This is a genomic window from Fervidicoccaceae archaeon (assembly GCA_038734945.1).
In the GTDB taxonomy this organism is placed as follows: domain Archaea; phylum Thermoproteota; class Thermoprotei_A; order Sulfolobales; family Fervidicoccaceae; genus ARK-14.
Genome location: JAVYOA010000001.1, coordinates 201497 through 225646 on the forward strand (window position 1 = coordinate 201497; position 24150 = coordinate 225646).

At 45.9% G+C, this 24150-nt stretch carries 25 protein-coding genes; 18 read left to right on the top strand and 7 right to left on the bottom strand.

The features are described 5' to 3' along the window. The first annotated feature begins 81 nt into the window (after positions 1-81). Positions 82-555 (top strand): DUF1947 domain-containing protein, encoded by a 474-nt coding sequence (locus QXR92_01100; GenBank protein ID MEM0318608.1) that lies wholly within the window; start codon positions 82-84, stop codon positions 553-555. Here QXR92_01100 and QXR92_01105 read toward each other — a convergent pair. Both QXR92_01105 and csa3 read right to left on the bottom strand, forming a co-directional pair. Further along, the gene (locus tag QXR92_01105; GenBank protein ID MEM0318609.1) at positions 550-2490 is read right to left on the bottom strand and encodes a beta-CASP ribonuclease aCPSF1; all 1941 of its coding nucleotides are present in this window, start codon (positions 2488-2490) and stop codon (positions 550-552) included. The two genes, QXR92_01100 and QXR92_01105, sit on opposite strands and share 6 nt — an antisense overlap. 569 nt (positions 2491-3059) lie before the next feature. Next, positions 3060-3728 (bottom strand): CRISPR-associated CARF protein Csa3, encoded by a 669-nt coding sequence (gene csa3, locus QXR92_01110; protein ID MEM0318610.1) that lies wholly within the window; start codon positions 3726-3728, stop codon positions 3060-3062. A 179-nt stretch (positions 3729-3907) separates the two neighbouring features. On the opposite strand from csa3, the gene QXR92_01115 reads away from it, so the two are divergent. After that, positions 3908-4201: a hypothetical protein gene (locus QXR92_01115; GenBank protein MEM0318611.1), complete on the top strand. Its 294-nt coding sequence runs from the start codon at positions 3908-3910 to the stop codon at positions 4199-4201. 141 nt (positions 4202-4342) lie between these two features. Here QXR92_01115 and QXR92_01120 read toward each other — a convergent pair whose 3' ends face one another. Continuing rightward, on the bottom strand, positions 4343-4795 hold the full coding sequence (locus tag QXR92_01120; GenBank protein ID MEM0318612.1) for an archaellin/type IV pilin N-terminal domain-containing protein: 453 nt from the start codon (positions 4793-4795) through the stop codon (positions 4343-4345). 139 nt (positions 4796-4934) lie between these two features. Between QXR92_01120 and QXR92_01125 the strand changes: the two genes are divergently transcribed. The 8 genes from QXR92_01125 (at position 4935) to QXR92_01160 (ending at position 11704) form a co-directional block, all read left to right on the top strand. Next, complete coding sequence (locus QXR92_01125) at positions 4935-5537, top strand: UbiX family flavin prenyltransferase (protein ID MEM0318613.1); 603 nt, start codon at positions 4935-4937, stop codon at positions 5535-5537. A 154-nt stretch (positions 5538-5691) separates the two neighbouring features. Then, a complete protein-coding gene (locus tag QXR92_01130; GenBank protein ID MEM0318614.1) occupies positions 5692-6423 on the top strand; it encodes an ABC transporter ATP-binding protein in 732 nt (243 codons plus the stop codon). An 8-nt stretch (positions 6424-6431) separates the two neighbouring features. Then, positions 6432-7679 (top strand): ABC transporter permease subunit, encoded by a 1248-nt coding sequence (locus QXR92_01135; protein MEM0318615.1) that lies wholly within the window; start codon positions 6432-6434, stop codon positions 7677-7679. Between the two features lie 94 nt (positions 7680-7773). Then, positions 7774-8199 carry a hypothetical protein gene (locus QXR92_01140; protein MEM0318616.1) on the top strand — a complete coding sequence of 142 codons (426 nt, stop codon included), beginning with the start codon at positions 7774-7776 and terminating at the stop codon, positions 8197-8199. A gap of 17 nt (positions 8200-8216) precedes the next feature. Further along, a complete protein-coding gene (locus tag QXR92_01145; protein ID MEM0318617.1) occupies positions 8217-8717 on the top strand; it encodes a biotin/lipoyl-containing protein in 501 nt (166 codons plus the stop codon). A gap of 17 nt (positions 8718-8734) precedes the next feature. Continuing rightward, positions 8735-8860, top strand: coding sequence for a hypothetical protein (locus tag QXR92_01150; GenBank protein MEM0318618.1), 126 nt, complete (start codon positions 8735-8737; stop codon positions 8858-8860). A 1-nt stretch (position 8861) separates the two neighbouring features. Then, the gene (locus tag QXR92_01155; GenBank protein ID MEM0318619.1) at positions 8862-10046 is read left to right on the top strand and encodes a sodium ion-translocating decarboxylase subunit beta; all 1185 of its coding nucleotides are present in this window, start codon (positions 8862-8864) and stop codon (positions 10044-10046) included. An 89-nt stretch (positions 10047-10135) separates the two neighbouring features. After that, on the top strand, positions 10136-11704 hold the full coding sequence (locus QXR92_01160; GenBank protein ID MEM0318620.1) for a carboxyl transferase domain-containing protein: 1569 nt from the start codon (positions 10136-10138) through the stop codon (positions 11702-11704). A gap of 9 nt (positions 11705-11713) precedes the next feature. Here the strand turns inward: QXR92_01160 and QXR92_01165 are convergent, their stop codons facing one another. Both QXR92_01165 and QXR92_01170 read right to left on the bottom strand, forming a co-directional pair. Beyond that, a complete protein-coding gene (locus QXR92_01165) occupies positions 11714-12241 on the bottom strand; it encodes a molybdopterin-guanine dinucleotide biosynthesis protein MobB (protein ID MEM0318621.1) in 528 nt (175 codons plus the stop codon). Next, positions 12238-13491 carry a molybdopterin molybdotransferase MoeA gene (locus tag QXR92_01170; GenBank protein MEM0318622.1) on the bottom strand — a complete coding sequence of 418 codons (1254 nt, stop codon included), beginning with the start codon at positions 13489-13491 and terminating at the stop codon, positions 12238-12240. Before QXR92_01170 ends, QXR92_01165 begins: the two co-directional genes overlap by 4 nt. Before the next feature lie 158 nt (positions 13492-13649). Here QXR92_01170 and QXR92_01175 point away from each other — a divergent pair, with 158 nt between their 5' ends. The 3 genes from QXR92_01175 to nrfD (QXR92_01185) are packed head-to-tail and all read left to right on the top strand — an operon-like array spanning position 13650 to position 17409. Beyond that, entirely contained in the window at positions 13650-16157 is a 2508-nt protein-coding gene (locus QXR92_01175; GenBank protein ID MEM0318623.1) for a molybdopterin-dependent oxidoreductase, read from the top strand. Positions 16158-16167: 10 nt separating this feature from the next. Next, positions 16168-16740, top strand: a complete 573-nt coding sequence (locus QXR92_01180) for a 4Fe-4S dicluster domain-containing protein (GenBank protein ID MEM0318624.1) — start codon at positions 16168-16170, stop codon at positions 16738-16740. 6 nt (positions 16741-16746) lie between these two features. Next, positions 16747-17409, top strand: a complete 663-nt coding sequence (nrfD, locus tag QXR92_01185; protein ID MEM0318625.1) for an NrfD/PsrC family molybdoenzyme membrane anchor subunit — start codon at positions 16747-16749, stop codon at positions 17407-17409. Here the strand turns inward: nrfD (QXR92_01185) and QXR92_01190 are convergent. After that, positions 17324-18547, bottom strand: a complete 1224-nt coding sequence (locus tag QXR92_01190) for a zinc ribbon domain-containing protein (protein MEM0318626.1) — start codon at positions 18545-18547, stop codon at positions 17324-17326. The genes nrfD (QXR92_01185) and QXR92_01190 overlap by 86 nt on opposite strands. Before the next feature lie 260 nt (positions 18548-18807). Here QXR92_01190 and nrfD (QXR92_01195) point away from each other — a divergent pair, with 260 nt between their 5' ends. Continuing rightward, on the top strand, positions 18808-19389 hold the full coding sequence (gene nrfD / locus QXR92_01195; GenBank protein MEM0318627.1) for an NrfD/PsrC family molybdoenzyme membrane anchor subunit: 582 nt from the start codon (positions 18808-18810) through the stop codon (positions 19387-19389). A gap of 18 nt (positions 19390-19407) precedes the next feature. Here nrfD (QXR92_01195) and QXR92_01200 read toward each other — a convergent pair whose 3' ends face one another. After that, positions 19408-19584: a preprotein translocase subunit Sec61beta gene (locus QXR92_01200; protein MEM0318628.1), complete on the bottom strand. Its 177-nt coding sequence runs from the start codon at positions 19582-19584 to the stop codon at positions 19408-19410. Between the two features lie 190 nt (positions 19585-19774). On the opposite strand from QXR92_01200, the gene QXR92_01205 reads away from it, so the two are divergent. The 4 genes from QXR92_01205 to QXR92_01220 all read left to right on the top strand — a co-directional run. After that, a complete protein-coding gene (locus QXR92_01205) occupies positions 19775-21469 on the top strand; it encodes a glutathione ABC transporter substrate-binding protein (GenBank protein ID MEM0318629.1) in 1695 nt (564 codons plus the stop codon). A gap of 41 nt (positions 21470-21510) precedes the next feature. After that, positions 21511-22428: an ABC transporter permease gene (locus QXR92_01210; GenBank protein ID MEM0318630.1), complete on the top strand. Its 918-nt coding sequence runs from the start codon at positions 21511-21513 to the stop codon at positions 22426-22428. Then, a complete protein-coding gene (locus QXR92_01215) occupies positions 22428-23291 on the top strand; it encodes an ABC transporter permease (protein ID MEM0318631.1) in 864 nt (287 codons plus the stop codon). Before QXR92_01210 ends, QXR92_01215 begins: the two co-directional genes overlap by 1 nt. After that, positions 23260-24150: ABC transporter ATP-binding protein (locus tag QXR92_01220; protein ID MEM0318632.1), on the top strand; the 891-nt coding region annotated here is incomplete at its 3' end. The genes QXR92_01215 and QXR92_01220, both read left to right, overlap by 32 nt.

The window sequence follows — 24150 nt, forward strand, 5'->3', positions numbered from 1 at the left end:
TCACCGCACGAGCCAAACAATGCTCAAGGATTTTAATCGCTCATAACGAATTAATAAACATTAGCCGAGCTGATTGTGAAAATGAAGAGGCACTTCCTCTCAAAGAAGGATAGAGAGCAACTCCTTTTGCTTCTAGAAAAGAAGCTCAAGATATCATCCCTTCCGGAAAGCGTCGAGGTTATGGAGGATGAGGAAACGAAGTGCTATATATTTAATGGAACTCCAGCAATTTGCATTCTCGACAATGAGCCAATACCGCTTCTCAAGTGGCTCCTCAAAAGCAGCGGACAAAAGCCCTCCATACCGAGAATAGTAGTTAATATGGGGGCCGTGAAGCCAATAGCCAATGGAGCAGACCTTATGGCTCCAGGCATTGTGAAGATCGAGGGAAGCTTTCCAAAGGGTTCAATAGTACTAGTTGTTGAGGAAGAGAGAGGAATTCCCATAGCAGTAATGAGATCACTCCTCTCCTCCGAGGAAGTTTCGTCCATGAAGAAGGGAAAGGTTGCAGAGAACATCCACCATATTGGAGACAAGCTCTGGAAGGAGCTATAGAAGGAGCAGGGAATCCAGGTTCGAGGGAGCATATATCCTTGCTCCAGAGAGCCATCTGAGCACGTGCTTCTTCCTTTCAATGGCTGAGGCGAGTTGCGCAATTGCTGAGGGCTCTCCATGATTCAGTACAATGTTCCTGGGCTTAGGCTCGATGTTTTCAAGAAATGACAGCAGCTCCCCTCTATCGCTATGCCCGCTGAACCCCTCTACGGAGTGAACCTCCATGTTTATCTTCAGAGGAACCAGCTTTCCCTCGCTGTTCATCAGCATTAGCTCTCTCTGCCCATCCTTTATCTTCCTCCCCAATGTCCCCTCAACCTGGAAGCTCACGAAGACCAGGGAGTTCCTCTGATCCTCTGCTAGTAGCTTCAAATACTCTACGCTCGGTCCACCGTTTAGCATTCCACTTGTAGCTAGTATGACAGATGGTCCACCTTCCGCGATCTCCATCCTCATGTCTCTATCCTGCACAACAATGAAATTCTCATTGTAGAAAGGATTTTCACCTGAATGTATTGCCCTCTCGACACTTGGAGACATGAGCTCGGGATAGTGAGTGTGTATTGCAGTTACCTCCGTTACCATTCCCTCTATGTAGACAGGCATTGGCTGAAGAGCCCCACTTTTCAAAGCCTCAGATATTATGAGCATTATCTCCTGCCCTCTTCCCACGGACATTATTGGAATCAGAGTCTTTCCTCCTCTCTCTGCAGTTCTTTTTATTATGGAGAGAAGATTTGCCTCAGCCTCGCTCCTCGAGGGAAGCTTTGTTTCTCCATATGTGCTCTCCATTATTAGGGTCTCAACCCTCGGGAACTTGTCTACTGCCTTGCTCAGTAGCCTCGTGTGAGCATATTTGAAATCTCCCGTGTATACTATGTTGTGTAGTCCGTTTCCTATGTGCAGATGAACCATTGCCGATCCCAATATGTGACCAGCATCATAGAGAGTCAGCCTCACATCTGGAGCTATATCAGTAACATCTCCGTAGTCGACCGTTATCGTATGGAGAATCTCCTTCTTAACCTCCCTCTGAGTGTATGGGGGCATTCTACCCTCTCTGGTCATTATATCGAGATAGTCCAGCTGAGTCAAGACCATTATATCCCTTGTAGCCTTCGTGGTATAGACGGGACCATTGTAGCCATATTTGAACAGTAGGGGAAGCATTCCAACATGGTCCAGATGAGCGTGGGATATGACAACAGCATCTAGCTCTTCCAGTCTGAGCTGCTCAACGTCGAATCTGGGAGCCATATCAGGAAAGCTGTTTGCCCCTGGGCCCGCTCCTGCATCCAGGAGCACTCTGCTCTCCTCCGTTTCAACGAGAATAGCAGATCTTCCAACTTCCTGGAACCCCCCCAGAGCTGTTATTCTAACCCCCCTTGTTTTGAAAAGAGGATCCCTGTGAATTCTTTCCCCTATGCTTCTTAGAAAGCTCTTCCTGTAGCTACTTTCTCCTATGAGCTGTGATAGAATGCCGTCGAGAATTTTGGAAGAAGTTGGTGGAGCCCTTATTATAACTGGCCTCCAGCCAGTCCTTATTATTATATCTCTCCTTATGTTTCCTCCCTTTCCAATAACAAGACCAGGTTTCTCTGCTTTTATTATAACATCCCCGAGGACATCGTCGAACTCAATTGCCTTTATCTCGGCCTCCTTTGGGACAAGCTCCATTATAGTCTTCTTAGCTTCCTCTTTCTGCTTTCTTATTTCTGGATCGGTTCTTATGACCACTCTCTTCCTTATCGTCCTGGCTATCTCCTTTATTACCCCCATTTGTTCCAACAGTATGCCGGGATTCTTCACATATATAGCTATTTCTGGCCCCTCGAACTCTATGGAAGTCATCATTGCTTCTTGCGGAACTAGGGATATTATTGAGTTCCTGAGCTTTGCTATTGAGCTAGCTTTTTTCGAATTGCTTGAATTCATAATCACGCACTCTCTCGCAAACGTCGAACTTATTTTCCAGCCAGAAAATGACGGCTGGAAACGATCAAGGAGTCGATATTGAAGGATCAATGCTTGTTATCATGCTTTCGCAAAATATCCTTTTATTCTTTTCCCCTTTATATTTCCAAAGTCTGAACCAAAAATCCTATCCAACAGACTAGCTTTTCTATAAAGCTGACATGAGGCTTCTCTCTCTCAATCGATTAGCATCAACATTCGAGTCCACCATTCTCTTCGCTCCCTGAAAGAAATGTTTTGCAAAACATTCTTCCTTCTGAAAGGAGGGAAAAATATCAGGATTCTGGATCAAGTCGCATGGGCATAGTTAAAACTGACCTCCTCTCTGCCCTGGGGGCCGGGGATATGCTTTTTGTCTTTCTCAATATGGTGTGTGCTCCCACCAGGTCTGCGTTGAAAGCAAACTGTTCATCGCTTCTGAAAAATGCAGGGTGTCTTTCATTAAATATTTCCAGCCCTTTCTCGAACAGAAGAACAACCCATGTATGGTGCTTCTTATCAGCTCCAATCTATCCATTGAGAAAGGTTAACTATTCGATTTCACTGCTCTCAGGAAGCATGTTCAGCCGAGCTGCTGCCTCACCCCAAGGTGTTAGGGCTGGGTATCCCCTTCCCCTCTTCTCAACGAGGCCGATCTTTCTCAATCTGGAAATCCTATTGATAACTGTTTTCTCCCCAATGTGCAGCTTAGCAGCAATTTCCTTGTATGATGCCCTAGGAGACTCAAGAATTGCCTCTAGGATCTCTCCATCCTTTGTACCGAATCTGTTTATTATAAAGTCTATAAAACCATATGGTATTCGAAGAGTTTCTGGACTGCCTTCTATGGCGCTCTCGATGCTGAACTTTTGCCCAGATGCCAAAGCAGAAAGAAGAACGAGAACCGATGCGCCTCTCATCCCTCCTCCAAGCTCAAGTATTAGATGTCTGTCCCCACATTCCTTCTTAATTACCTCTGTGAGCTTCACTATGCTTTCCCATGGTCTGTCAAAGTTCATATGAATTGTCGTCACGAGATTGTTGTCAAGACCAAGCTTGCTAGCAAAATGTTTGAACTCTTCTATGGCCTTAAGCGATGTAGGATTTTCAGGACCACTAATAATTATAATTTTTTCCCCTTTTTTCACATAGCTGTCACTTATGCGCCTGAGCCCCACATCTGAATGAAAGCCTATGTTTATGATAAAGCATCTCTCCATAGTTCCCACAATTCCCATTCTTTTCAGGGAAGTATTTAAATGCTTTAATAAATGACGTTTTCCTATAATAATGAGTATTCTTCGGCAGAGAGCTCTTGGAGCTATTTAAAAGCTTTTACAGTAACTAAGAGCTAAATATTCAATTTAGTGCATATTATTGAGCAGTAAGCGTGATTAGAATGTCCCTGAAGGACGTTCTTGAGAGAGCCAGAGAAAAATACAACCTCTATAGAAAGCCCGAGGCAACTGCTGAGATAGTTAGCATAGATGAAAAGGAAGGGGTAGCAGAGATTAAAATTGTTGGAAGCTTCTGTAGAACCTGTGGAGTCGATGACTGGATTGAGGACTTCAGGATTCTGCTAGAGGATGAGGGAATAACAGCAAAGCTTGAGGAGTACAGGATCGACTTCGAAGGCGAAGAAGCAAGGGCTAAGCTTAGAATAGAGTTGCCTCGAAGGATGAGGAGGCACTAGTTGTATTGCAGAAGCACTTCAAATTCTCACAGCAGCTAAGAGTGAAAGCGATAAGCATTAAGGGAATCATAGTAATGCTGAGGAAAAATTTTTGAGGAAAAATAAAAGAACGCAAAAATTTATGAAAAGAAGCTTTCTTTCTCAGGAGTGTGCCGTAACAGATATGATGGCGCTAGCTCCTGTTGGGGCAACAACCTTTATTGTGTAGACCTTTCCTGGAGTTATGGTGTTTCCTCCAGATGGTGTTAGGGAGGCAGATATCTGCTGCACCTGTCCCGAGCTTATTGTTATGCTCCCGGACTGCCCGCTAGCAATGAGAGACCCGCTCTGATTGTACACATAGATGCTGAAAGATCCGCTTAAGTCAGAGGAGCCTATGTTTCTAACGTAGAGACTAGCAACAGTCGTGCTCAGATCAGCAGCATCTATGGATATAGCGGAACCAACGTTTCCCGTGTTGAACTGTGTTGCAGAAGATGAGAGGCTGCTGACCCACACATACAGAACTGCTGCAGCTGCTATTGCTATGAGAATCAGGAGGAGGGTTGCAACTATTGGAGAAACCCCCCTCTTGACAAATCTCTTTCTCCCCATCAAAACATTCACCAATACTGCAATCAAAAATAAACGTGAGATTACAAAATAAATTTGATCCTGGTAAAACAAAAGTTTTCAGCGGAAAAAAATAATACCATTGAGCAGGGAAATCTCTCCTTAACATTGGGTGCTCAATATGAATTCTGTAACCATTGGAATAACAGGGGCCAGCGGAATAGTATATGGAATAAGGACTTTGGAAGAGCTTCTTGCCTCTGGAATGAATGTCTCTGTTATCTACACCAGCAGTGCTGAGAAAGTGGCTGAGTACGAGATAGGCAGGGATCTGAAGGATATCCTGGAAGATCTATCGAAACGAAGCACTGGAAAAATGAAAGTTTACAGGGATAGAGATCTGGATGCTCCAATAGCGAGCTCCAGCAATATGGACGAAGCAGTTATAGTTGTTCCCTGCAGCATGAAGACCCTTGCTCAGATAGCATATGGCATTTCCAATAACTTGATCGTCAGAACCTCATTGAACGCGTTGAGAATGAAGAGACCCCTCGTTCTGGTTCCGAGGGAAACCCCGCTTGGCTATGTGGAGCTGAGAGCCATGCTCAGAGTCAGCGAGGCAGGAGCTATTGTTCTTCCAGCAATGCCTGCTTTCTATATAAGGCCAAAGAGCATAGATGACATGGTGAACTTCATTGTTGGAAAAGTCTTCGACACTCTCGGACTGAAGCACTCTCTCTACAGAAGGTGGGAAGGAAAAAGCGATAAGGAGGGGAGGTTCTGAGCTAAGCTGTTTAAAAACCTGATGAGCCGAAGCATTTTAACCTGTGTGATGAAAATATTAACTGCCCTGCCGAGAGAGAGCTCCGAGTAGACCCGAGAGAAGCGGGACTGTGATTCGGAGTGTTGTCGGCAGGGCAAAAGCTGGTGATATGCCGATGCCTGAGAGCGCCCTCAGCTTCGAGGGTGTTAGAAAGACCTTCTCCAAGAAAATTGCTCTCAATGGCGTTAGCTTCTTCGTTGGAAGGGGAGAAATTGTTGCTCTTCTTGGTCCAAACGGCTCTGGAAAAACCACGAGCCTGAGAATAGCTGCTGGTCTCCTTTCTCCAGATGAGGGGAGGGCATTGGTATTTGGAAGACCTGCGGGAAGTGATGAGGCGAGGAGGATGGTTGCCTATCTTCCTGAGGATGCCGGCCTGTACGAGAGGCTTAGTGGGTGGGAGAACCTACTCTTCTATGCAATGATGTTCTTTGGAAGAGGAGAAAAGGCTCTAAAGATTGCGGAGGAAGGGGCCAAGCTTGCAGGCCTCGGAGAAGATTTGAATAGACCAACTGGGGTGATGAGCAAGGGTATGAGGAGAAGAATCGCCCTTGCCAGGACCTTAATGCTCAAAACTCCCCTCGTTTTGCTGGATGAACCCACGAGCGGCTTGGACGTCTTTTCAGCAGTTGAGGTTAGGAGGGTAATTAAGGAACATGCAGAGAGGACGGGGATCTCAGTTCTAATGAGCAGTCACAACATGCTGGAGGTGGAGAGGCTCTGCGATAGAGTTGTTCTCATGCATGGAGGAAAGGTGATTGCTGATGGGAGGCCAAGGGATATCGTGGAAATGCAGGGTGTAGGAGATCTTGAGGAGGCTTTCGTAAAAATTCTTGAAAAAGGGAAGTGAAGCTCTCCATGGATGTCTATGCAGTTCTTTGGAAGGAGCTGAAAGATCTATCAAGGGATAGGAGGACATTGATAGCTGTTGTTATCCTCCCTCTTCTCTCGCTTCCACTGCTCGGAGCAGTAACGCTCGCAGTTTACAGGACGCAGCCTATAGCATTTGCTTTAGTCAATGGGGACGGGAGCAGCATATCCAGTGAAATTGAGGATCAACTGAAACAGCTGATCCTCATCTCAGCTCAAGCTTCTGGTCAGAGAGCTGAGATCTATGAGGAGGGAAGCCTCGAGAGTGCATTGAAGAATCCGCTGCTCGACTATGTTGTTTACATCCCACCTGGCTTCGGAAAAAACGCGAGTAGTGTTGATTATGTTGCTTATCTGGAGGGATTCAAGAGAGCAGACACTGCGAGAGCCGATACTGCTCAGAGCATCTTCTTCAGCGCTGTCAGCTATCTCTCATCCTCAATAGCACAGCAGAGGATCGAGGTTCTACTGAAGGAAGCCAATTTGACGGCAGCCCCAGAGGTAATAATGCAGCCGGTTAGGGTCAAGCAGAGCTCATATGTTTCCGGGGGCGGACAGGCTCCTCCAAATGCTGAGGAGCTCAACTACACTGCAAGAATGCTTGCCTTTGCCCTCTTCTTCGTGACTACCCCCGCACTGAGCTACATGGTTGACAGTATTATGGGGGAAAAAGAGAGGAAGACGATAGAGTCCCTTCTTTCCCTCCCAGTCAGCAGGAAGTCTCTGCTCGGAGGAAAGATCATGGCGAGCAGTATAATAGGTATATTGGCAGGAGCGGCAGATGTGGCAGGAGTAGTTCTATATTTCTATCTCATATCATTGGCTTTTGGAGGCGGAGGCGTATTTCTAGACCTGGGCCTTATAGCAGTGCACAGCCTGGATGTTGCAATAACGGCTTTTGCCACCTGCGCTATGGTCTCCCCGCTCATAATAAGCTCGAGGAGCTCCAGGGGGGCAAATGCTACAACTGCAGCAGTAACTGGGCTGGCAATTATAATATTCTTCCTTGCCCTTCTAGCAGATGTGAGCAGGCTCCCATCATATGCCTACTACCCTCTCCTTCTGATCCCCTACATGAACAGTGTCATGGTTCTATTGTCCTATGTTCAGGGTTCAATGCTTTCCTTGGCGCTCCATCTTCTCCTCCTCTTAGGAGAGACTGCACTCCTCTACGCACTTGCCTTCAGAATGTTCAAGCCGGAGTCCCTTCTTATGCCTCCAATTGGAGAGGAATGAAAAGATTTTGCAAATATTTGTTGCAAATTAATGATAAAAACTATATAATCCTCTTGGATCTAGGAATTAGGGAGAATTAAGTATGGTGGGCTTAATGCTTGGCCTGTACCCATTTATGCTGAGTCTTGCTGACCCGGGCTCAGGGCCTTCAACGTCGAATCTCATTAGCTACATAATCGTTTTCATCATAATAGGAGCCCTGTTTGCTGTAATAAGGCTCGCATGTCCGCCTTGCAGAGAAGCACAGAGAGCGGAAGCCCCTCCGGCACAGCCACCGCAAGTCCCCATAGCTCCAGCAGCACCAGCGGAGCCCAAAGCACTAATTTCTCCAGAGTTGCTCGCAGCAGCTGTGGTAGCCGTGCATTCTTATTTGAAGAAGGAAAAAACAGAAGCTCCCTCTCAATTCATGAAAAACATGATCTCGAAGACCTCGGTTGCTGTGAGCGGATGGGTCATGAGCGAGAGGATGAATCCCCATTTCAGGGAGGATCCTCATTTCAGAGAGAAAATTCATTCCTAGCTGTGAGGTGAGATTGATTGAGCGAGTATAAGGTAAGGGTCAACGGTAAGGAATACATCGTGAGGATTTTGGGAGAGAAGGAAGGAAAAATCGAGGTTGAAGTTGAGGGAACAAGGCTGAGCGTTAGCGTCGAAGCGTTTGCCCAGTCCCGTGCAGAGAAAAATGAAACAATTCGGAGAGAGGCCCCATCAGCTTCCCAGCTAACTCCTCCAGTTCAGACTCCCGAAGTTTCAGCACAGGCAGCAGTCCCTAAGACCCCATCTCCTATAACTACAGTTCCATCTTCACAACCAGCTCCACCTGTAGGGGGAGTTGTGCTCAACAGAGTTCCCGGTAAGGTTAAGGAAATCAAGGTAGCTGAGGGACAGCGTGTAGAGGCCGGTCAAACAGTTGTTGTCATAGAGTCAATGAAGATGGACATAGAGATAAGGTCGAACAGGTCTGGGATAGTGAAGGCAATATACGTTAAGCCCGGTCAATTTGCTCAGAAAGAAGCTCCCCTACTTTTAGTTGAGTGAGCTAGAAGGGATAAGCCATGAACCTTTGGTTATTTGCTGTGTTGGTCTACATAGCTCTCTTCGTTATATCACTGACAATAGCATTCATAATCGATACCATCAGGATTTTCCTGAGAAGGGTCATGAGCAGAGGGAAGAAATAACATGATTCCAATCGATTTCTCACAGGCAATACCCCTATTATCACTTCCAACAGAAGAAATTCTCATAAGGCTGTTCCTCATAGTTGGAGGAATACTGGTCATCTATGGTGGGATCAAGGAAATACTTGAGCCCCTGATAATGATACCTTTTGGTCTTGGAGTTGCTTCGGCAAATGCTGCCTATCTAGCGCTGAAGGTCAATGGAGTAGTGCTCAACAATCCGCATGTTGCCTGGAACCTGACCGGGTATGAGTGGATACAGTACTTCTGGCTTCAACCCATCTACAATTTCACATTCATGACCGGACTCATCGCAGCTCTAGTCTTCATGGGAATAGGGGTTTTGACGGATATATCTTTTCTGTTAGCCCGTCCATATGTTAGCATGATACTGGCTGCTTTCGCAGAGCTGGGAACAGTTTTCACATTCCCAATTGCTACCTATTTGGGACTTACCCCGAAGCAGGCTGCATCCGTAGCACTAATAGGAGGGGCAGACGGTCCAATAGTGCTGTTCTCCTCAACAGTCCTAGCACCGGAGCTTTTCATACCTATAACCGTTGTAGGTTATCTGTATCTGAGCTTGCTATATCTGTATCACGAGAAGCTCGCTGAAATAGTGATACCGAAGTCTATGGCATCTAGGATTATGCCTCCATCTAGCGTTCAGGTCGGAAAAGCTGAAAAGATAGCCTTTGCAATAATAGTGCCAGTGCTGCTTAGCGCAATATTCCCATCAGCTTCTCCATTACTCCTCGCATTCTTCATTGGAGTATTGATAAGGGAGGTTGGCAATGAGAGATATGTGAAGCTGCTGGATGAAGTCATTCTGAGCGTCTCGACATTCTTTCTGGCTCTCGTCCTTGGAGTATCAACAACCAGCAGTGATATAATGGATCCAGTTGTTGGAAAGATATTACTCCTAGGAATTACAGCGCTTTTCCTATCCAGCCTTGGAGGAATGATAGGAGGAATAATATTGAGCTATATAAGCAAGGGAAAGCTGAACCCCCTACTTGGAGTGGCTGGAGTGTCATGCGTTCCCACAACCGCAAAGCTAGCACAGAAGCTCGCCTTTAAGCTGAACCCGGAAAACTACATGATAATGGAGCTAATGGGTCCAAATGTTGCCGGAGTTATTACCACAGCTATAGTTGCTGCTCTATATCTCTCTGCTCTCATGTGACTTTTTTGAGCGTAAAGGCAAAATTAATAATCTTTTGTTAAGATAAAAAATTTAAAAATTTATGCACGGAGATATGGATGGTGAATAGGATGGGAAAAGAGGAGCTTTACAAGCAGCTCATTTCTAAAAGGGAAGAGGCACTTCTAGGAGGAGGAAGAGAGGCAATAGATAAGCAGCACAAGGAAGGGAAGATGACTGCGAGGGAGAGAATAGAATACCTCCTCGACCAGGGAAGCTTCACAGAGATCGACATGTTTGTGACTCACAGAGCAACTGGATTCGGAATGGAAAAGAGATATGGACTTGGAGACGGCGTAGTAACAGGCTTCGGAAGGATAGGAGGGAGACCTGTATTCATAGCTGCCCAGGACTTCACATTCATGGGGGGAAGCCTTGGAGAGAAGCAGGCTGAGAAGATAGTAAAAACCATGAGAACAGCATTGAGTGTAGGAGCCCCAATGATATTTCTGAATGATAGCGGAGGAGCTAGAATTCAAGAAGGAGTTGACAGCCTAAAGGGGTATGGGGACATATTCTACATGAACGTTATGTCCAGCGGCATTATTCCCCAGATCGCAGCCATAATGGGTCCATGTGCAGGGGGGGCCGTTTACAGTCCAGCACTCATGGACTTCATATTGATGACGGATAGGACAAGTTACATGTTCATAACTGGTCCAAGGGTAGTCAAGGCCGCTCTAGGAGAGGAAGTTGACGAGCAGTCCCTTGGAGGAGCTGAGGTTCATGCTTCAAAGAGCGGCATAGCCAGCCTTGTAGGAAAGGATGATAGGGAAACTCTCGATTTAATAAAAAAACTCCTTAGCTACATTCCAAGCAACAATACAGAGGACCCCCCATACATAAAGACCGAGGATCCCATTGAGAGGCAGGACCAGGAGCTTGATGCTCTTCTTCCAGATGATCCTGACAAGCCATATGATGTGAAGGAGGTAATAGAAAAGGTATTCGACAGAGGCAGCTTCTTCGAGATATTTCCTCACTGGGCTCCAAATGCTGTTGTCGGTTTTGCGAGGCTTGGGGGTAGGACTGTAGGTGTAGTTGCAAATCAGCCAAACTACATGGGAGGATCCCTGGACATTGACTCAAGTGATAAGATAGCTAGGTTCGTCAGGTTCCTCGATTCATTTAACATTCCCATAGTAACATTCGTCGATGTTCCAGGATTCATGCCAGGAACTACACAGGAGCATGGCGGAATCATAAGGCATGGAGCAAAGATACTGTTCGCATATAGCGAAGCTACAGTTCCAAAGCTCACTGTTATATTAAGAAAAGCATACGGAGGAGCATATATAGCCATGGGGAGCAGGCATCTGGGAGCAGATTACGTTGTAGCATGGCCAACTGCTGAAATAGCTGTGATGGGGCCTTCAGGAGCAGTGGAGATTCTTTACAGAAAAGAAATCTCTCAGATAGCGGATGCCGAGGAGAGAAAGAGATTTCTTGAAAAGATAACACAGGAATACAAGGAGAAGCTGGCCACTCCGTACATGGCAGCAGCTAGAGGGTATATAGATGATGTTGTCCTGCCGAGAGAAACGAGGGAAAGGCTCTACAGGGCTCTCGAAGTCCTATCTACAAAGAGGGAAGTGAGGGTCAGAACCCCTCCGAAAAAGCATGGGAATATGCCTGTGTGAATTTTTATTTCAAAATTCCCGTTCTAGAGCTCTCTCTAGAAGAACAAGGATATCCTGCGGATGTTTAGCTACAGGTATTCCTCCAGCCTTGTCAAAGCTGCATTTTTCGCAGTATATGATCGATGGCCTGGGATCCTGAGCTGCAATGGATAGAGCATCCTCCTCGTTCTGCGAAACATAGATTCTTATTATCCCCTCTCTGGCAGAGAGCTTTCTGTAAAAGCCCTCGATGAGTATAAGGTCGCAGTTTGGAGAAGCATCTTGGATGAGCTTCAATGCAGTGTCTATATCTTCTTCGCTCTTTCTAGTCCTGAGGAACAGGGCATCAGGTGAAACGCCCACCACGGTCACAGCTCCAGCTCTTGTCAACCTATATGTATCGCTCCCCTCTCTATCCAGGAGCTCCCCAGGATGGTGTATGTGCTTGACAAAGGCAATGCAGAATCTCCTAGAAAGGGACGAGGCCAGATATTCAGCAAGCCTAGTCTTTCCAGACTTCTTCTTGCCAGTTATGGTGGCAATCCTCATGATTATCATGCCTCCTCCTTGCTCTTTTCCATGAGAGGGATCGAAAGGGCTTCTGGAGGTGAAAAGAGCTTTAGCTCTATCACTTCCCCCTCGTTCAATTTTCTTCCAGGCTCAATGAGGAAGAAGCCGTTTGCTCTGGTTATTGATGTGAGGAACAGAGATCCCCCATACTCCTTGGATATGGGCTCTGCCACATACTCTCCTCTATATTCAACTCTAGCTGTTCTGAATGTGAGCACCCCTGGCCTCCCCTCAACACCTCTCATGAGCTTCGCCCTAAGCTTCAGGTAGGGATCTTTGGTTCCATAGAAAGCACTGCTGAGCAATGGTATGACTATGAGGAGAAGGGAGGCCATAGCCGAGCCGATGTGTGCAGGAACAAGGAAAACAGGCTTTCCCCCAACAATCCCCATACCGCTTACTTTGCCTGGACTCACCTTTATGCCATGGAAAATAATTCTTCCTGCTTTGAGAAGCGCATCGTGGCAGGGATCATCCTCTCCAACAGATGCTCCACCAACAAGGATAATCGCGTCATAAAAAGAGGAAAGGGAGGAGATGGAGTTAGCTAATTTTTCAGCATCATCTGGAAATATACCAATATGATGAGGTTCAAATCCATAGGAAGACAGAAGGAAGAAGGGCAGAAATGAGTAGCTGTCAGGATAGGAGATTCCCTGGGCTTTTCTAGAGATCAGGTCGCTTCCTACAGCTGCTATCCCGATTATCGGCCTCCTGAGAACCCTTAATCTCGATCTCCCGAGCTCCATAACGAGAACTAGGTCTTGGGCTCTAAGGATCCTTCCAGAAGGAATTGCAATTTCCCCTCCCCTTCCATCGCTTCCCCTTCTAACGATCCCCTCCCCCTTTGGGATGGGCTTCTTAACAATAAGCTTGTCTCCATCAATTGTTGCCTCCTCGAGCCTCAGAACAGCATCAGCTCCCTGAGGCACAGGGGATCCTCCTCCTATCAGCACACATTCCCCAGCCGATGTGATTTCTTTAACAATTCTCAAAATTACTGGGGAGGAGGGAGATGCATTGAAAGTATCTTCGCTCCTAAGAGCAAATCCATCATAGAAGGAAATGTCGCTGCTCGGGAAGTCTCTTGGGAATCTGAGCTCCTCAGCCAGAATTCTGTTCATTGCAAGCTCAACGCTTATTTCCTCTTCGAAGCGAGTTGAGGAGAAGGATCTCTCTCCAAGGGAGAGAGCCTCGCTCAATTCTATGAGTTTAAGCGGAATTTTTCTTCTCTGCATTAGACAGACCTCCCGAGAAAAATCTCCCCTTTATATATATTTGTCTTTAATGAACAGATAAAAAATTTTAAATCTTTAAGATAGTTATAATTTTTTGGAAAATAATAATAATTTGTGTAAGGTGGTGAAAAATATCCAAGGATGATGGAAGGCTTAAGATGACTAGAAGAGACTTCTTGAAGTCAGCTGCTTTCACTGCACTGGCTCTCTCAATTCCTACAGGGGGGCTCAAGCTTCTTGAGAGCATTGCCGAGACTGAGGCAGGAAGTAGTGCTTTAAAGACTAGCACCCCTATTCCTTCCTACGTTCCCACCTCCTGCGGAATGTGCGGCGGCAACTGTGGGATCAAGATAGGTGTCCTCGATGGCAAGCCTGTTGGAGTAGTTCCCATAGAAGGTCATCCCCAACCAGGAACTTGCGGGAGATGCTCCTCTCTCCCTTGGCTCTACGATAATCCGCTTAGGCTGAAGAGGCCATTGAAGAGAATAGGCAGCAAAGGGGAGGGGAAGCTTGAGGAGATCTCCTGGGATCAAGCTCTGAGCGAGATAGCGTCCAAGTTGAAGGACATAGTTAGCAAATATGGATACAGGTCAATAGCAATAACCTATCACTCCTGCTGGGCTAGCTACTTCCCTCTATATGCTTACCTCCTGGGAACACCGAACATAGTGCAGCACGTCAGCATGTGCCACGTTCCAGGAACTGTGGCCAGGATGCACATCTTTGGTGTTGGAGGACCAATGGCAGTGGACCCGGATTACGAGAATGCTAGCTATCTTCTTCTAATAGGAAGAAGCGTGAGCACTGGAGTCATGGGACAAATAAAGAGGCTCAGAAACAACAGCAAGGTGAGGATTGTGGTTATAGATCCGAGAATGCCTGAGATAGGCTTCGGGGATGTTGAGTGGGTCCCAATTATCCCAGGAACGGATGCAGCATTTCTTCTATCTATGATCAACGTAATAATAGAGGAGGGTCTCTACGATGCAACCTTCCTTAAGAAGTACAGCAATGCTCCATTTCTCATAAAGCCAGATGGCTCTCCTCTCAGAGAAGCTGACGTGAAGGAGGGGGGGAGCTCAACGGTCTACATGGTATATGACAGTGCCTCAGGCAGCATAGCTCCACACACAAGCGCCTCTTCTCCCGATCTGATGTACAGTGGAACTGTAACATTGAAGGATGGAAGCTCTCTTCAAGTTAAGACAGCATTCCTTCTGCTGAAGGAAAGAGCCTCACAGTACTCTCCAGAAATGGCTGAGGGCATAACAGGAGTGGAGGCTGAGAAGATAAGGAGGATAGCTAGAGAATTTGCTATTTATCATGGAGTAGCTGATGATACCTGGTATGCTGCCAAGAACGGAAACGACTATGATGCTGTGAGATCAATTCTCATTCTCAATGCCCTAGTTGGCAACATAGATGCTGTAGGAGGTCTCATATTCCAGGAGGCAGCAGGAGTTCCAAGCATATTGACTATAACTACAAGTGGCGGGAAGAGATATGCGCAGACGGTTTATGGAGCTAAAATGCCGGAGGACATGTTCGCAAATGCTGCTGATAAGAGGGTTGACCAGCTGAAGTATCCCCTCACTCTGGGGACATTTGATGCTGTAATGGATGCCATAATCAAAGGGGATCCGTATCCTATCAAGGCTCTCTTCGTTATCGGAACTGCTCCAATGCATAGAGACATGGATTTAAACAAGGTGATAAAAGCATACGAGAACCTCGAGCTCATGGTATTCATAAATATCCTATATCAGGATGATGTAGACTACGCTGACTATGTTTTGCCGGATACAACATTTATGGAGAGAGAAGATGTTTTTTCCACTGCTTGGACGCCACATGCTGTAGTACAGAAGACAAACAAAGTCCTGGATCCCCCCGCAGATGCTGATCCAAGAGACGTTCTCTGGGTAATGTTCGAAATAGCTAGGAGAGCCTTTCCTGAAAGAGCCTATGCCCTAGGATGGAGCGACGACTATGCAGACTATTCTAAATACAAAACAAACTTTGTTCCAATGGTGCAGAATTCAGTTATTTCCGGAGTTGCCAGCAAGTGGAACATACCTGTTGACGTGCTGAAAGCTCAGCTCCAGAGCAATGGCTTCTACATTCTGAAGAAGAAGAGCTATTATTCAAGACCTTACAAGACACCCCTAGGCACACCCAGCGGGAAGGTGGAGATATACTCACTTTCCGCACTCGGCTCAGGCCTGGATCCCCTTCCAAAGCAATCCCCTCCATCGTATACTCTTCCCAGCGCTTCGAATGAGTTCTACCTCGTCAATGCAAAAGGCCCGCTGACAAGCCAGCAGGCTACAATACTCGAGCCTGCCAAGTACTTGGATGATAGGACAGTGTGGATGAATCCAGAAGATGCATCGAGACTTGGAATAAGGGATGGAGACACGATAGAGCTCGAAAGCTTAGACATTCCCGGAGTCAAGGCCCAATGCGAGGTTAGATTAACAACCAGAGTTAGGAAGGGAGTTCTCTATGTATATGCCCAGACCGGAGGCAGAATAGGAAAATGGCTTCTGAACATGAAGCACTTCTCAACACAGGGAATAAATCCTGAAGCCTTCGCTGCTGCCAAAGTTACTCCCATAATCGGAGCAGGGACTGCGAACAGCACAGTCAGGGTGAGAAGAGCATAGGTGATGCAGCATGGTCAGATATGGTTTCCTATACGATGAGAGCAGATGCATATCGTGCTTATCCTGTGTCATAGCATGCTCGTCGAACAACTATGGAGAATTCATGGAGGATCAGAATCCGAATCCTTTCTGGAGGACGTTAGCTACAAACATAAGAGTTGTTATCAAGGAGGTTGGAAGGGCAGAGATCAACCTTCTCTCTTGCCAACACTGCGAGAGACCCCCTTGCGTTGAGGTTTGCCCAACAGGAGCATCCCACATTGACAGAAGCAATGGGCTCGTCGAAATAGATTATGAGAAATGCATAGGATGCAAGGCCTGCGTAACTGCCTGTCCCTACAACGCCAGATGGCTTGATAAGGTCAAGATGCTTCCCATGAAGTGCATGGGAGAAGCATGCAAGGCTAGAGTGAGCAGGGGGGAGCTTCCGTTCTGTGTGGCCGTCTGCCCAGCAAATGCTAGAGCCTTCGGAGACCTGGATAATCCTAACAGCGACATAAGCAAGAGAATAGCAACTGCCAAGACAGTTAGGCTCAAGGAATCACTTGGAACAGAACCAAAGTTCTTCGTTGTTAGGGGGTGAGGAAAGATGAGGAGAATGTATGCTCTGCTAACTAGCCTGGCTCTTTTAATAGTAGGGGTTGTTCTCGGCTTCATTGGTTTCAGACTCAAGGAGGTTGGAGAAATAGCCTGGGGATTTCTTGTTCCAGGTTACATGTTCTTCGCAATGACAGCAGCTGGTGCAGCTCTCGTTACTCTTGCCCCCTCCTTATTTGGATTCAGCGGGAAGGAAGGAGAGCTTAGATCCCTCAGAAAGCTGGCCCTCTGGTTCGCTGCAGGCACGCTAATACCCTCATGGTTCCTGATACTCCTAGATCTCTCCAGACCTCCAGAGTTCGTTGAGATATTCCTTAGCTTCAATCCCAGCTCTAGAATAGCATGGATGGGAGTGTTGTATCTGACAACGTTCATTGTCCTGGTTGTAGAGCTTATATATGCCATCGTAAAGGAGGAAAGAGGTGAGGGGGTCCAGGGTAAAGCTCTAGGTGGGATCATCCTCACAATAGTAGGGACAATAGTTGAGCTCTTGCTCATCTCGAATCTCTCACAAGTATTCGGCGTCGTTCAAACATTTCCTGCCTGGCACGGATCCTATCTTGTGGGGTTCAGCTCTTATATAAGTTTATATTGGTCGGTTTCATCGCCTCATCTTTGTTCCCCTGCATCCCACTCGGGTTTTCATCGGGCTTAGGAGCGTTCAGGGGTACCCTTAAACCCCCACATCTTGAGTACCTGTGGAACAAGTTGATGCACGCTACGACGTCTCTGTCGCCTGTGAAACCGCATTTAGAGCACTTCAATACTCTATTACCATTATCTTCTAGCTTGCATCTACACCTGGGACATGTGGATGATGTTTTCTTTGGATTAACACATCCAACCTCTAAACTTCTCTCAAGTGCTTCATATCCTATGGTAAACTGTATTTTCCTGTAGAACCACAGCGATAGTTTCTTGTTGAATGTTTTGTTCTTCTTTTCGTTATCCTTAAGTTTGTTTAGGTTTTCGAGAACTATGGTTGAGTTATGCTCATCAGCTAGCTCAGCAATTCTATCGCCTATCTTATGTGTGAAATCCCATTCTATATTCCTAATCATTTCACCATGTCTCTCGATAGCTCTTCTAACACCTCTAATGAATCTCCACGACCTTAGATATTTCTTTTGAATCTTCTCGATCCATATCTTATGTGTCAGTATTCTTCTGAGTGGTGTTCTGAATCGCTTGAGCTTGATTATTCTTCCGTTGGATGTGAAAATAGCTAGCGTAATGTTGTCGAAATTCAAGTCAACAGTCATAATGGTTCTGGGTTTTCTTGGCTTAACGGTTTTCTTGAAGTAAACCGCTACGTAGACCTCGTCTTCATTCACCTTTACAGCAATCTCATAGTTGCTCCATTCTCTAAACTTTTCCACTCTCTCGCTAGATGTTAGCAGTTTTAGCTTAACTTCCCTGTTTTCATGAATCTTTAGAATCAGTATTCTGTTTTCGAGATCAAGTCTGTAGTCGTATTTGTCTACTCTAGCCGTTAACCTCCTTAGAACCGGCTTCTTTCCACCATTCTTTTTACTAGCTTTAGCAATGGCTTTTGCATAGACGTAGATCTGCTTTACGTGGTGTGCTCTGAAACCGCATCTTCTAAGCTCGCCGTAGAACATTCTATGCAGTTTTGCTATTGAAGGTATTGCTCTCAGGTTCCAGAGTTTGTTCACTACTAGCTGAACAACATCGTGGTAGAGCCTCAGGAACTCGACCAGAGCTTCATAGCCATTACTACCCTCGGGGAGAGCCCTTATCATAAGTGTTTCAATAAGTTCTCCTTCCCTCATTGAGTAGCTTCTCCTGTGTTTAGCTGTGAGAGACATATTTATAATTTTTTCTATCAAATTAGCTTATAGGAGATAGATTGGCTAACAAGCTCTATTTTGTGAAGTGCAATGTTATAAAGTATAGGTATGAGCACCAGTACTATACCCACTAGGAAAAGACAAGGAGAAGATAAGACAGCTCCACGGAAAGAAAGTCTACGCGTTAATCATAACAGAGGAGTAATATCAAGAGATATAAACCAATATGAAACCCAAAACAGTTGCACGAGGCAATATTCATCGCAGCATCACTTCTTCTTGGCTCAGCAGGAATGAGCCTATTCGGTGCGATGGCTATGAGAGGAAGGGAGAAGGAAAGGAGCTTCTTAGCATCCTACTATGGAAAGATGCTGATAGCATCGTCGATGGCCCTCGTTCTTCTCCTATTCTGGGATTTCCTTTCAGCGTACTATACACCAGAAGCATGGGCATCGCTCAGTAGAATGGTAAACGGCTCGTATGCATTATCTTTCTGGTTTGCAGTAGTGCTGGGCTTAGTTGCTGCCCCTCTGCTGGCAGGAATCGCTTCGAAAAGGAGATCAATTTCTGCTCTAGCCTTTTCCTCCGCTCTTTCGCTCATATTCGGCATCATGCTACTGTATTTGATAATAGTTGTTCCTCAGACTGTTTACTTCGATGTTATTCCAGAAGTCACAATAATAAATAGCTACTCAGTAGGAACAGGAGAGGCCCTCATAGGACTGGGAGGAGCTCTTATTTGGGCTGCCCTCATAGCGCTGGGCTACTATCTTCTCCCGCTGATGCCAGAGGAAAGAGCAAGGAAGCTATTCATATTCAAGTGATTTTTTTAAATCAGAATCTTATGGGAGGAGCAGCCTGAGGGCAACAACTGCCCCTATGAAGGCTATTGAAATTATTATTACAGTTGTCGGTGTTATGGAGAACTTTGTATCTGTTTCCTCATAGAAGCTTATAAGACCTGCAGCTGACATGAGACCGCTGGGCTTCTTCTTTTTTTCCTTTGATTTTGAAGACATGTTGCATCATGCTATTTTAAGCTTCTAAAAGTAATAAATGTTTTTTGTTTTTAGTCTCAGCGATTCATAGCCATTGAAAAATTAGAGGAATAAATAACTATAAAAGAGAAAATTTTTTCGTTTTTGTTATGAAAAAATTTATATTTAACCAAATTCAATCAAAAATAGCAACACTTTTTGGTGATATAATATGAGGAGAGAGAGGGGAATATCATCAGCAGCCCTAATTGGAATAGTTGTAGTTATACTGGCAGTGGTAGCTGTTGGAGCCTATCTAGCCACAAGAGGAGGCGGAGCTCCCACAACAACTACTACAACAACTACTTCTCCAACAACAACACAAACAACCACACAGACTACAACAACTACTGCGCAGCCTCCAAAGGGAACTCTTGTAGTAGCTATGGGGACAGATGCTTCAACTCTGGATCCTCAAGATGCTACCGATAACCCATCAGAGATGGTTAACAGAATTATCTACGAGGGGTTGGTTGAGTTCGACGCTAACTTGAACATAAAACCTATGCTTGCTGAGAGCTGGGAGATAAAGGACAACGGAACAACATACATCTTCCATTTGAGGAAAGGAGTATTCTTCCAGGATGGAACTCCATTTGATGCCTATGCCGTAAAGGTAAACTTTGATAGAGTTCTGAACCAGTCACTTAAGCTCCAGAGGACGAGCCTTTATGCTCCAATAATTCAATCTGTTGAAATAATAGACAACTACACGGTGGCTTTTCATTTGAAAATGCCCTTTGGGGCATTTCTCAACGACCTAGCCCACGGAGCTGGCCTAATAATATCTCCCACACTTATAAACTCCGGTAAAGATGTGAAGACGAATCCGGTTGGGACTGGCCCCTACATGCTCCAGGAATGGGTCAAGGGAGATCACATAACTTTGGTTGCCAATCCAAATTACTGGAACAAAACTGCAGCCCCTAAGTTTGAGAAGATAATAATAAAGGTCGTTGCGGATGATAAGGCTAGAGAAAACCTTCTCAAGACTGGAGACGTCGATGTAGTCCTCAGAATTCCCCCAGTCGATGTTGCTTCTCTGAACAACACTGGCAACATAATCACTAGAGCCTATCCAACTTCAAGAGTCATATACATTGCAATGAACCTAATGAATCCAAAGTTCCAGGATGTGAGAGTGAGGCAGGCGTTCAACTACGCTGTTGACAAGGAAGCGATAATCAGCTCAATACTCAATGGGCTTGGCAAGCCAGCAACCTCACCCCTAGCATCAAGCACATATGGCTATTGCAATGCAGGCTACTATAATTACAATGTGACTAAGGCAAAGGAGCTTCTGAAGGAAGCAGGATGGTGGGATAGAGATGGGGATGGATATGTTGAGAACGCAAACGGTCAGAAGCTTGAGGTTTCACTTTGGACTCCTCAGGGAAGATATGTTGGAGACTATCAGATGGCCCAGGCTGTTCAAAGCTATCTAACAGCCATAGGAGTGAAGGTCAATTTGCAGGTGTGGGAGTGGACTTCCTATCTCAATGAGGTTAGAAAGCCATATAATCAATCACAGAACAAGGAGCTCTTCCTGATGGGATGGGCACCATCAACAGGAGAGGGAGACTGGGTTCTAAGACCACTGCTGGCCTCTTGGATGTGGGCTCCTGCAGGGAGCAACTACGGCTACTACAACAACTCTCAGGTCGATGCTCTCATACAGAAGCAGATGGTCACCCTGGGACAGGAGAGGCTTGATGCGATGTGCCAAGCACAGAAAATAGTGTTCAATGATGCTCCATGGATATTCTTAGTGGAAATGTACGATACTATTGGAATGAAGAGCAATGTAAAGGGAATAGTATATCTGCCAATTGAGATAGTTATGCTGAAGTATGCTTATAGCAGCTAATCAAGAGGGGATGAGAGATAGCAGCTCCTCTCTGGAGCTATATAACAAAGCGTTTTTTACTCCTTATACCAACTCTTTTGGGAGCCTCAGTCATCATTTTCTTCATGATTCACCTTCTTCCCGGAGATCCAGCACAGATACTGGCTGGACCGGAGGCAACCCTCCAGGACATACAGAACATGAGGATAAGGCTGGGTCTGGACAAGCCGTTGCCAGTGCAGTACTTCATGTTCATGGAGAGGCTCCTAACTTGGAATCTGGGAAACAGCCTCGTTTCAGGCTTTCCAATCTCATCCCTAATCCTTCCAAGGTTCATAAATACTCTGAAGCTAGCAGTTCTAGCAACTATTATATCTCTCTCCATAGGGATCCTTCTTGGAATAATTGCGGCTCTTAGGAGAAACACGGCCATCGATAGGATAGTTATGATATTCGCGTTGCTCGGAGTCTCCATGCCTGTATTTCTCCTCGCAGTACTTCTAATCGTTATATTCTCAATAAAGCTCCACCTTTTTCCTGCAACAGTAATAGGAACATCGCCCTCTCTTAGACATCTTGTTCTCCCATCCTTGACGCTTGGTCTCATAGGTGCAGCTCCCATAGCTAGGATGACAAGATCCAGCATGGTTGAAGTGATGAGCCAGGAATACATAAAAACTAGTGAGGCGTTTGGCTTCTCATGGAGAAGGGTGATCTTCGTTCATGCCCTTCGAAACGCCCTAATTCCAGTGGTAACTGTTGCTGGACTGAACTTTGGTTATCTTTTGGCAGGTGCAGTGATAACTGAAACAGTCTTCGCATATCCAGGACTTGGAAGACTGATAGTCGATTCAATTTTTGCCAGGGACTACCCAGTTGTTCAGTTCGGCCTTCTGATGATAGTGGCCTTATTCGCATTTGTGAATATGGCAGTAGATGTTCTGTATGCTCTGATAAATCCGAGGGTGAGGCTCGAGTGATGCTATCACTTGAAGAGATTCTGACCCCTCAGAGGAAGCTACTGCTCCGGAAGCTGAGGAGAAATAAGAACGTCATGTTAGGAGGATCCCTTGCTTTAATATTCTTCGCCATGGCCGTTCTCGCTCCCCTCATCTCTCCATATAGCCCAACTGCTGGAAATCTGATCAATTCTCTGAAGCCACCATCCTTGAGTCATCCGTTTGGAACAGATTATTTGGGAAGAGATATATTGAGCAGGGTGATCTGGGGAGCAAGAACATCTCTAATAATAGCTTTAGGGGGCATTGCAATATCTCTCACGCTTGGTGCTATTATTGGGGGATTCTCGGGATACGTCGGAGGATTTTTTGACAGTGCAGTTATGGGTATTATCAACATACTCTTAGCATTCCCCGATATACTTCTTGCTCTTTTCGTTGCAGCTATCACTGGACCTGGGCTGGACAACGTGATCCTCGCTATAGGAGTCTACAATTTCCCTCAATTTGCCAGAATTGCAAGGGGGGCAGTCATTTCAATAAAGACATCCGACTATGTTGAAGCTGCTAGAGCAATTGGAGAGAGCAGATCATCCATATTTTTCAGGTACATTATGCCTAACAGCCTATCTCCGATAGTAGTTCATGCTACTCTCAGAACTGCAGCCTCTATACTAACTGCTGCTGGGCTAAGCTTCTTAGGCCTTGGCGTTCAGCCTCCAACTCCTGAATGGGGGGCAATGATAAGCGAGGCCCTATACTACTTGGATGCTGCTCCGTACATGTGGGTCTTCCCTGGGACATTCTTAGTTTTAACTGTTTTGGGATTCAATCTGCTAGGAGATGGTCTCAATGACGTTCTCAATCCAAGAATCAAGGACTGAAGAGGTCCTGAGGATAAGAGATCTGAGGGTATACTATAGAGGAGATGTGGGCCTCGTAAAGGCAGTAGATGGAGTGGCAGTTTCCATAGAAAGGGGCTCCTCCCTCGCTCTTGTGGGTGAGAGCGGCTCAGGAAAAACTACTTTGGGACATGCAGTTATGGGACTCCTTCCATTCAATGCCGTAGTTCCCAGCGGCGAAATTCTTTTCTCTGGAAGTGATATCCTCAAGATGAGCAGGGAGCAGCTCAGAAGAATAAGGGGAGATAGAATAACCATGGTTTTTCAGGAGCCCTCAGCAGCCCTCAATCCAGTATTCAAAATATCATCTTTTCTCAGGGATGTGCTTAGGAAGAGAAGAGGAGCATCAATGAGCGAGAAGGAGATCAGAGAAGAATCAATAAAGCTTCTGAGGAGCGTCAGAATTCCCTCTCCCGAGATGGTTCTCGATAGATATCCTCACGAGCTGAGCGGTGGAATGAAGCAGAGGGTCCTCATAGCGGCAGCCATAGCAAACAATCCAGATCTAATAGTTCTCGATGAGCCAACTAGTGCTCTGGACGTAAGCGTCCAGGCCCAAATACTTAGACTTCTAGATGAGCTCAGAAACAAAATGAGACTCTCTCTCCTCTTCATAACCCACAACCTCGGCGTTGCTGCGCAGGTCTCGGAAAAGGTTGCTGTTATGTATGCAGGGAAGATAGTTGAGATAGCCCCGACTGAGGTCATATTCGAAAGACCTCTTCATCCTTATACCACAATGCTCATGAAAACAATACCTAGCATAAGTAAGGAAGTGAAGGAGAGATGGCTCGAGGCCATACCTGGGGCCTTCCCAGATCTAATCTCCCCCCCTCCAGGA

Excerpts from the sequence above, each read along its gene's own strand:
- QXR92_01175 (MEM0318623.1), top strand. The coding sequence starts at position 13,650 with ATGACTAGAAGAGACTTCTTGAAGTCAGCTGCTTTCACTGCACTGGCT.
- QXR92_01190 (MEM0318626.1), bottom strand. The coding sequence starts at position 18,547 with ATGAGGGAAGGAGAACTTATTGAAACACTTATGATAAGGGCTCTCCCC.
- QXR92_01130 (MEM0318614.1), top strand. The coding sequence starts at position 5,692 with ATGCCTGAGAGCGCCCTCAGCTTCGAGGGTGTTAGAAAGACCTTCTCC.
- QXR92_01105 (MEM0318609.1), bottom strand. The coding sequence starts at position 2,490 with ATGAATTCAAGCAATTCGAAAAAAGCTAGCTCAATAGCAAAGCTCAGG.
- QXR92_01155 (MEM0318619.1), top strand. The coding sequence starts at position 8,862 with ATGATTCCAATCGATTTCTCACAGGCAATACCCCTATTATCACTTCCA.
- QXR92_01165 (MEM0318621.1), bottom strand. The coding sequence starts at position 12,241 with ATGATAATCATGAGGATTGCCACCATAACTGGCAAGAAGAAGTCTGGA.
- QXR92_01120 (MEM0318612.1), bottom strand. The coding sequence starts at position 4,795 with ATGGGGAGAAAGAGATTTGTCAAGAGGGGGGTTTCTCCAATAGTTGCA.
- QXR92_01100 (MEM0318608.1), top strand. The coding sequence starts at position 82 with ATGAAGAGGCACTTCCTCTCAAAGAAGGATAGAGAGCAACTCCTTTTG.
- QXR92_01180 (MEM0318624.1), top strand. The coding sequence starts at position 16,168 with ATGGTCAGATATGGTTTCCTATACGATGAGAGCAGATGCATATCGTGC.
- QXR92_01205 (MEM0318629.1), top strand. The coding sequence starts at position 19,775 with ATGAGGAGAGAGAGGGGAATATCATCAGCAGCCCTAATTGGAATAGTT.
- QXR92_01215 (MEM0318631.1), top strand. The coding sequence starts at position 22,428 with ATGCTATCACTTGAAGAGATTCTGACCCCTCAGAGGAAGCTACTGCTC.
- QXR92_01150 (MEM0318618.1), top strand. The coding sequence starts at position 8,735 with ATGAACCTTTGGTTATTTGCTGTGTTGGTCTACATAGCTCTCTTCGTT.
- QXR92_01115 (MEM0318611.1), top strand. The coding sequence starts at position 3,908 with ATGTCCCTGAAGGACGTTCTTGAGAGAGCCAGAGAAAAATACAACCTC.
- QXR92_01135 (MEM0318615.1), top strand. The coding sequence starts at position 6,432 with ATGGATGTCTATGCAGTTCTTTGGAAGGAGCTGAAAGATCTATCAAGG.
- QXR92_01170 (MEM0318622.1), bottom strand. The coding sequence starts at position 13,491 with ATGCAGAGAAGAAAAATTCCGCTTAAACTCATAGAATTGAGCGAGGCT.
- QXR92_01140 (MEM0318616.1), top strand. The coding sequence starts at position 7,774 with ATGCTTGGCCTGTACCCATTTATGCTGAGTCTTGCTGACCCGGGCTCA.
- QXR92_01160 (MEM0318620.1), top strand. The coding sequence starts at position 10,136 with ATGGGAAAAGAGGAGCTTTACAAGCAGCTCATTTCTAAAAGGGAAGAG.
- QXR92_01200 (MEM0318628.1), bottom strand. The coding sequence starts at position 19,584 with ATGTCTTCAAAATCAAAGGAAAAAAAGAAGAAGCCCAGCGGTCTCATG.
- csa3 (MEM0318610.1), bottom strand. The coding sequence starts at position 3,728 with ATGGAGAGATGCTTTATCATAAACATAGGCTTTCATTCAGATGTGGGG.
- QXR92_01125 (MEM0318613.1), top strand. The coding sequence starts at position 4,935 with ATGAATTCTGTAACCATTGGAATAACAGGGGCCAGCGGAATAGTATAT.
- nrfD (MEM0318625.1), top strand. The coding sequence starts at position 16,747 with ATGAGGAGAATGTATGCTCTGCTAACTAGCCTGGCTCTTTTAATAGTA.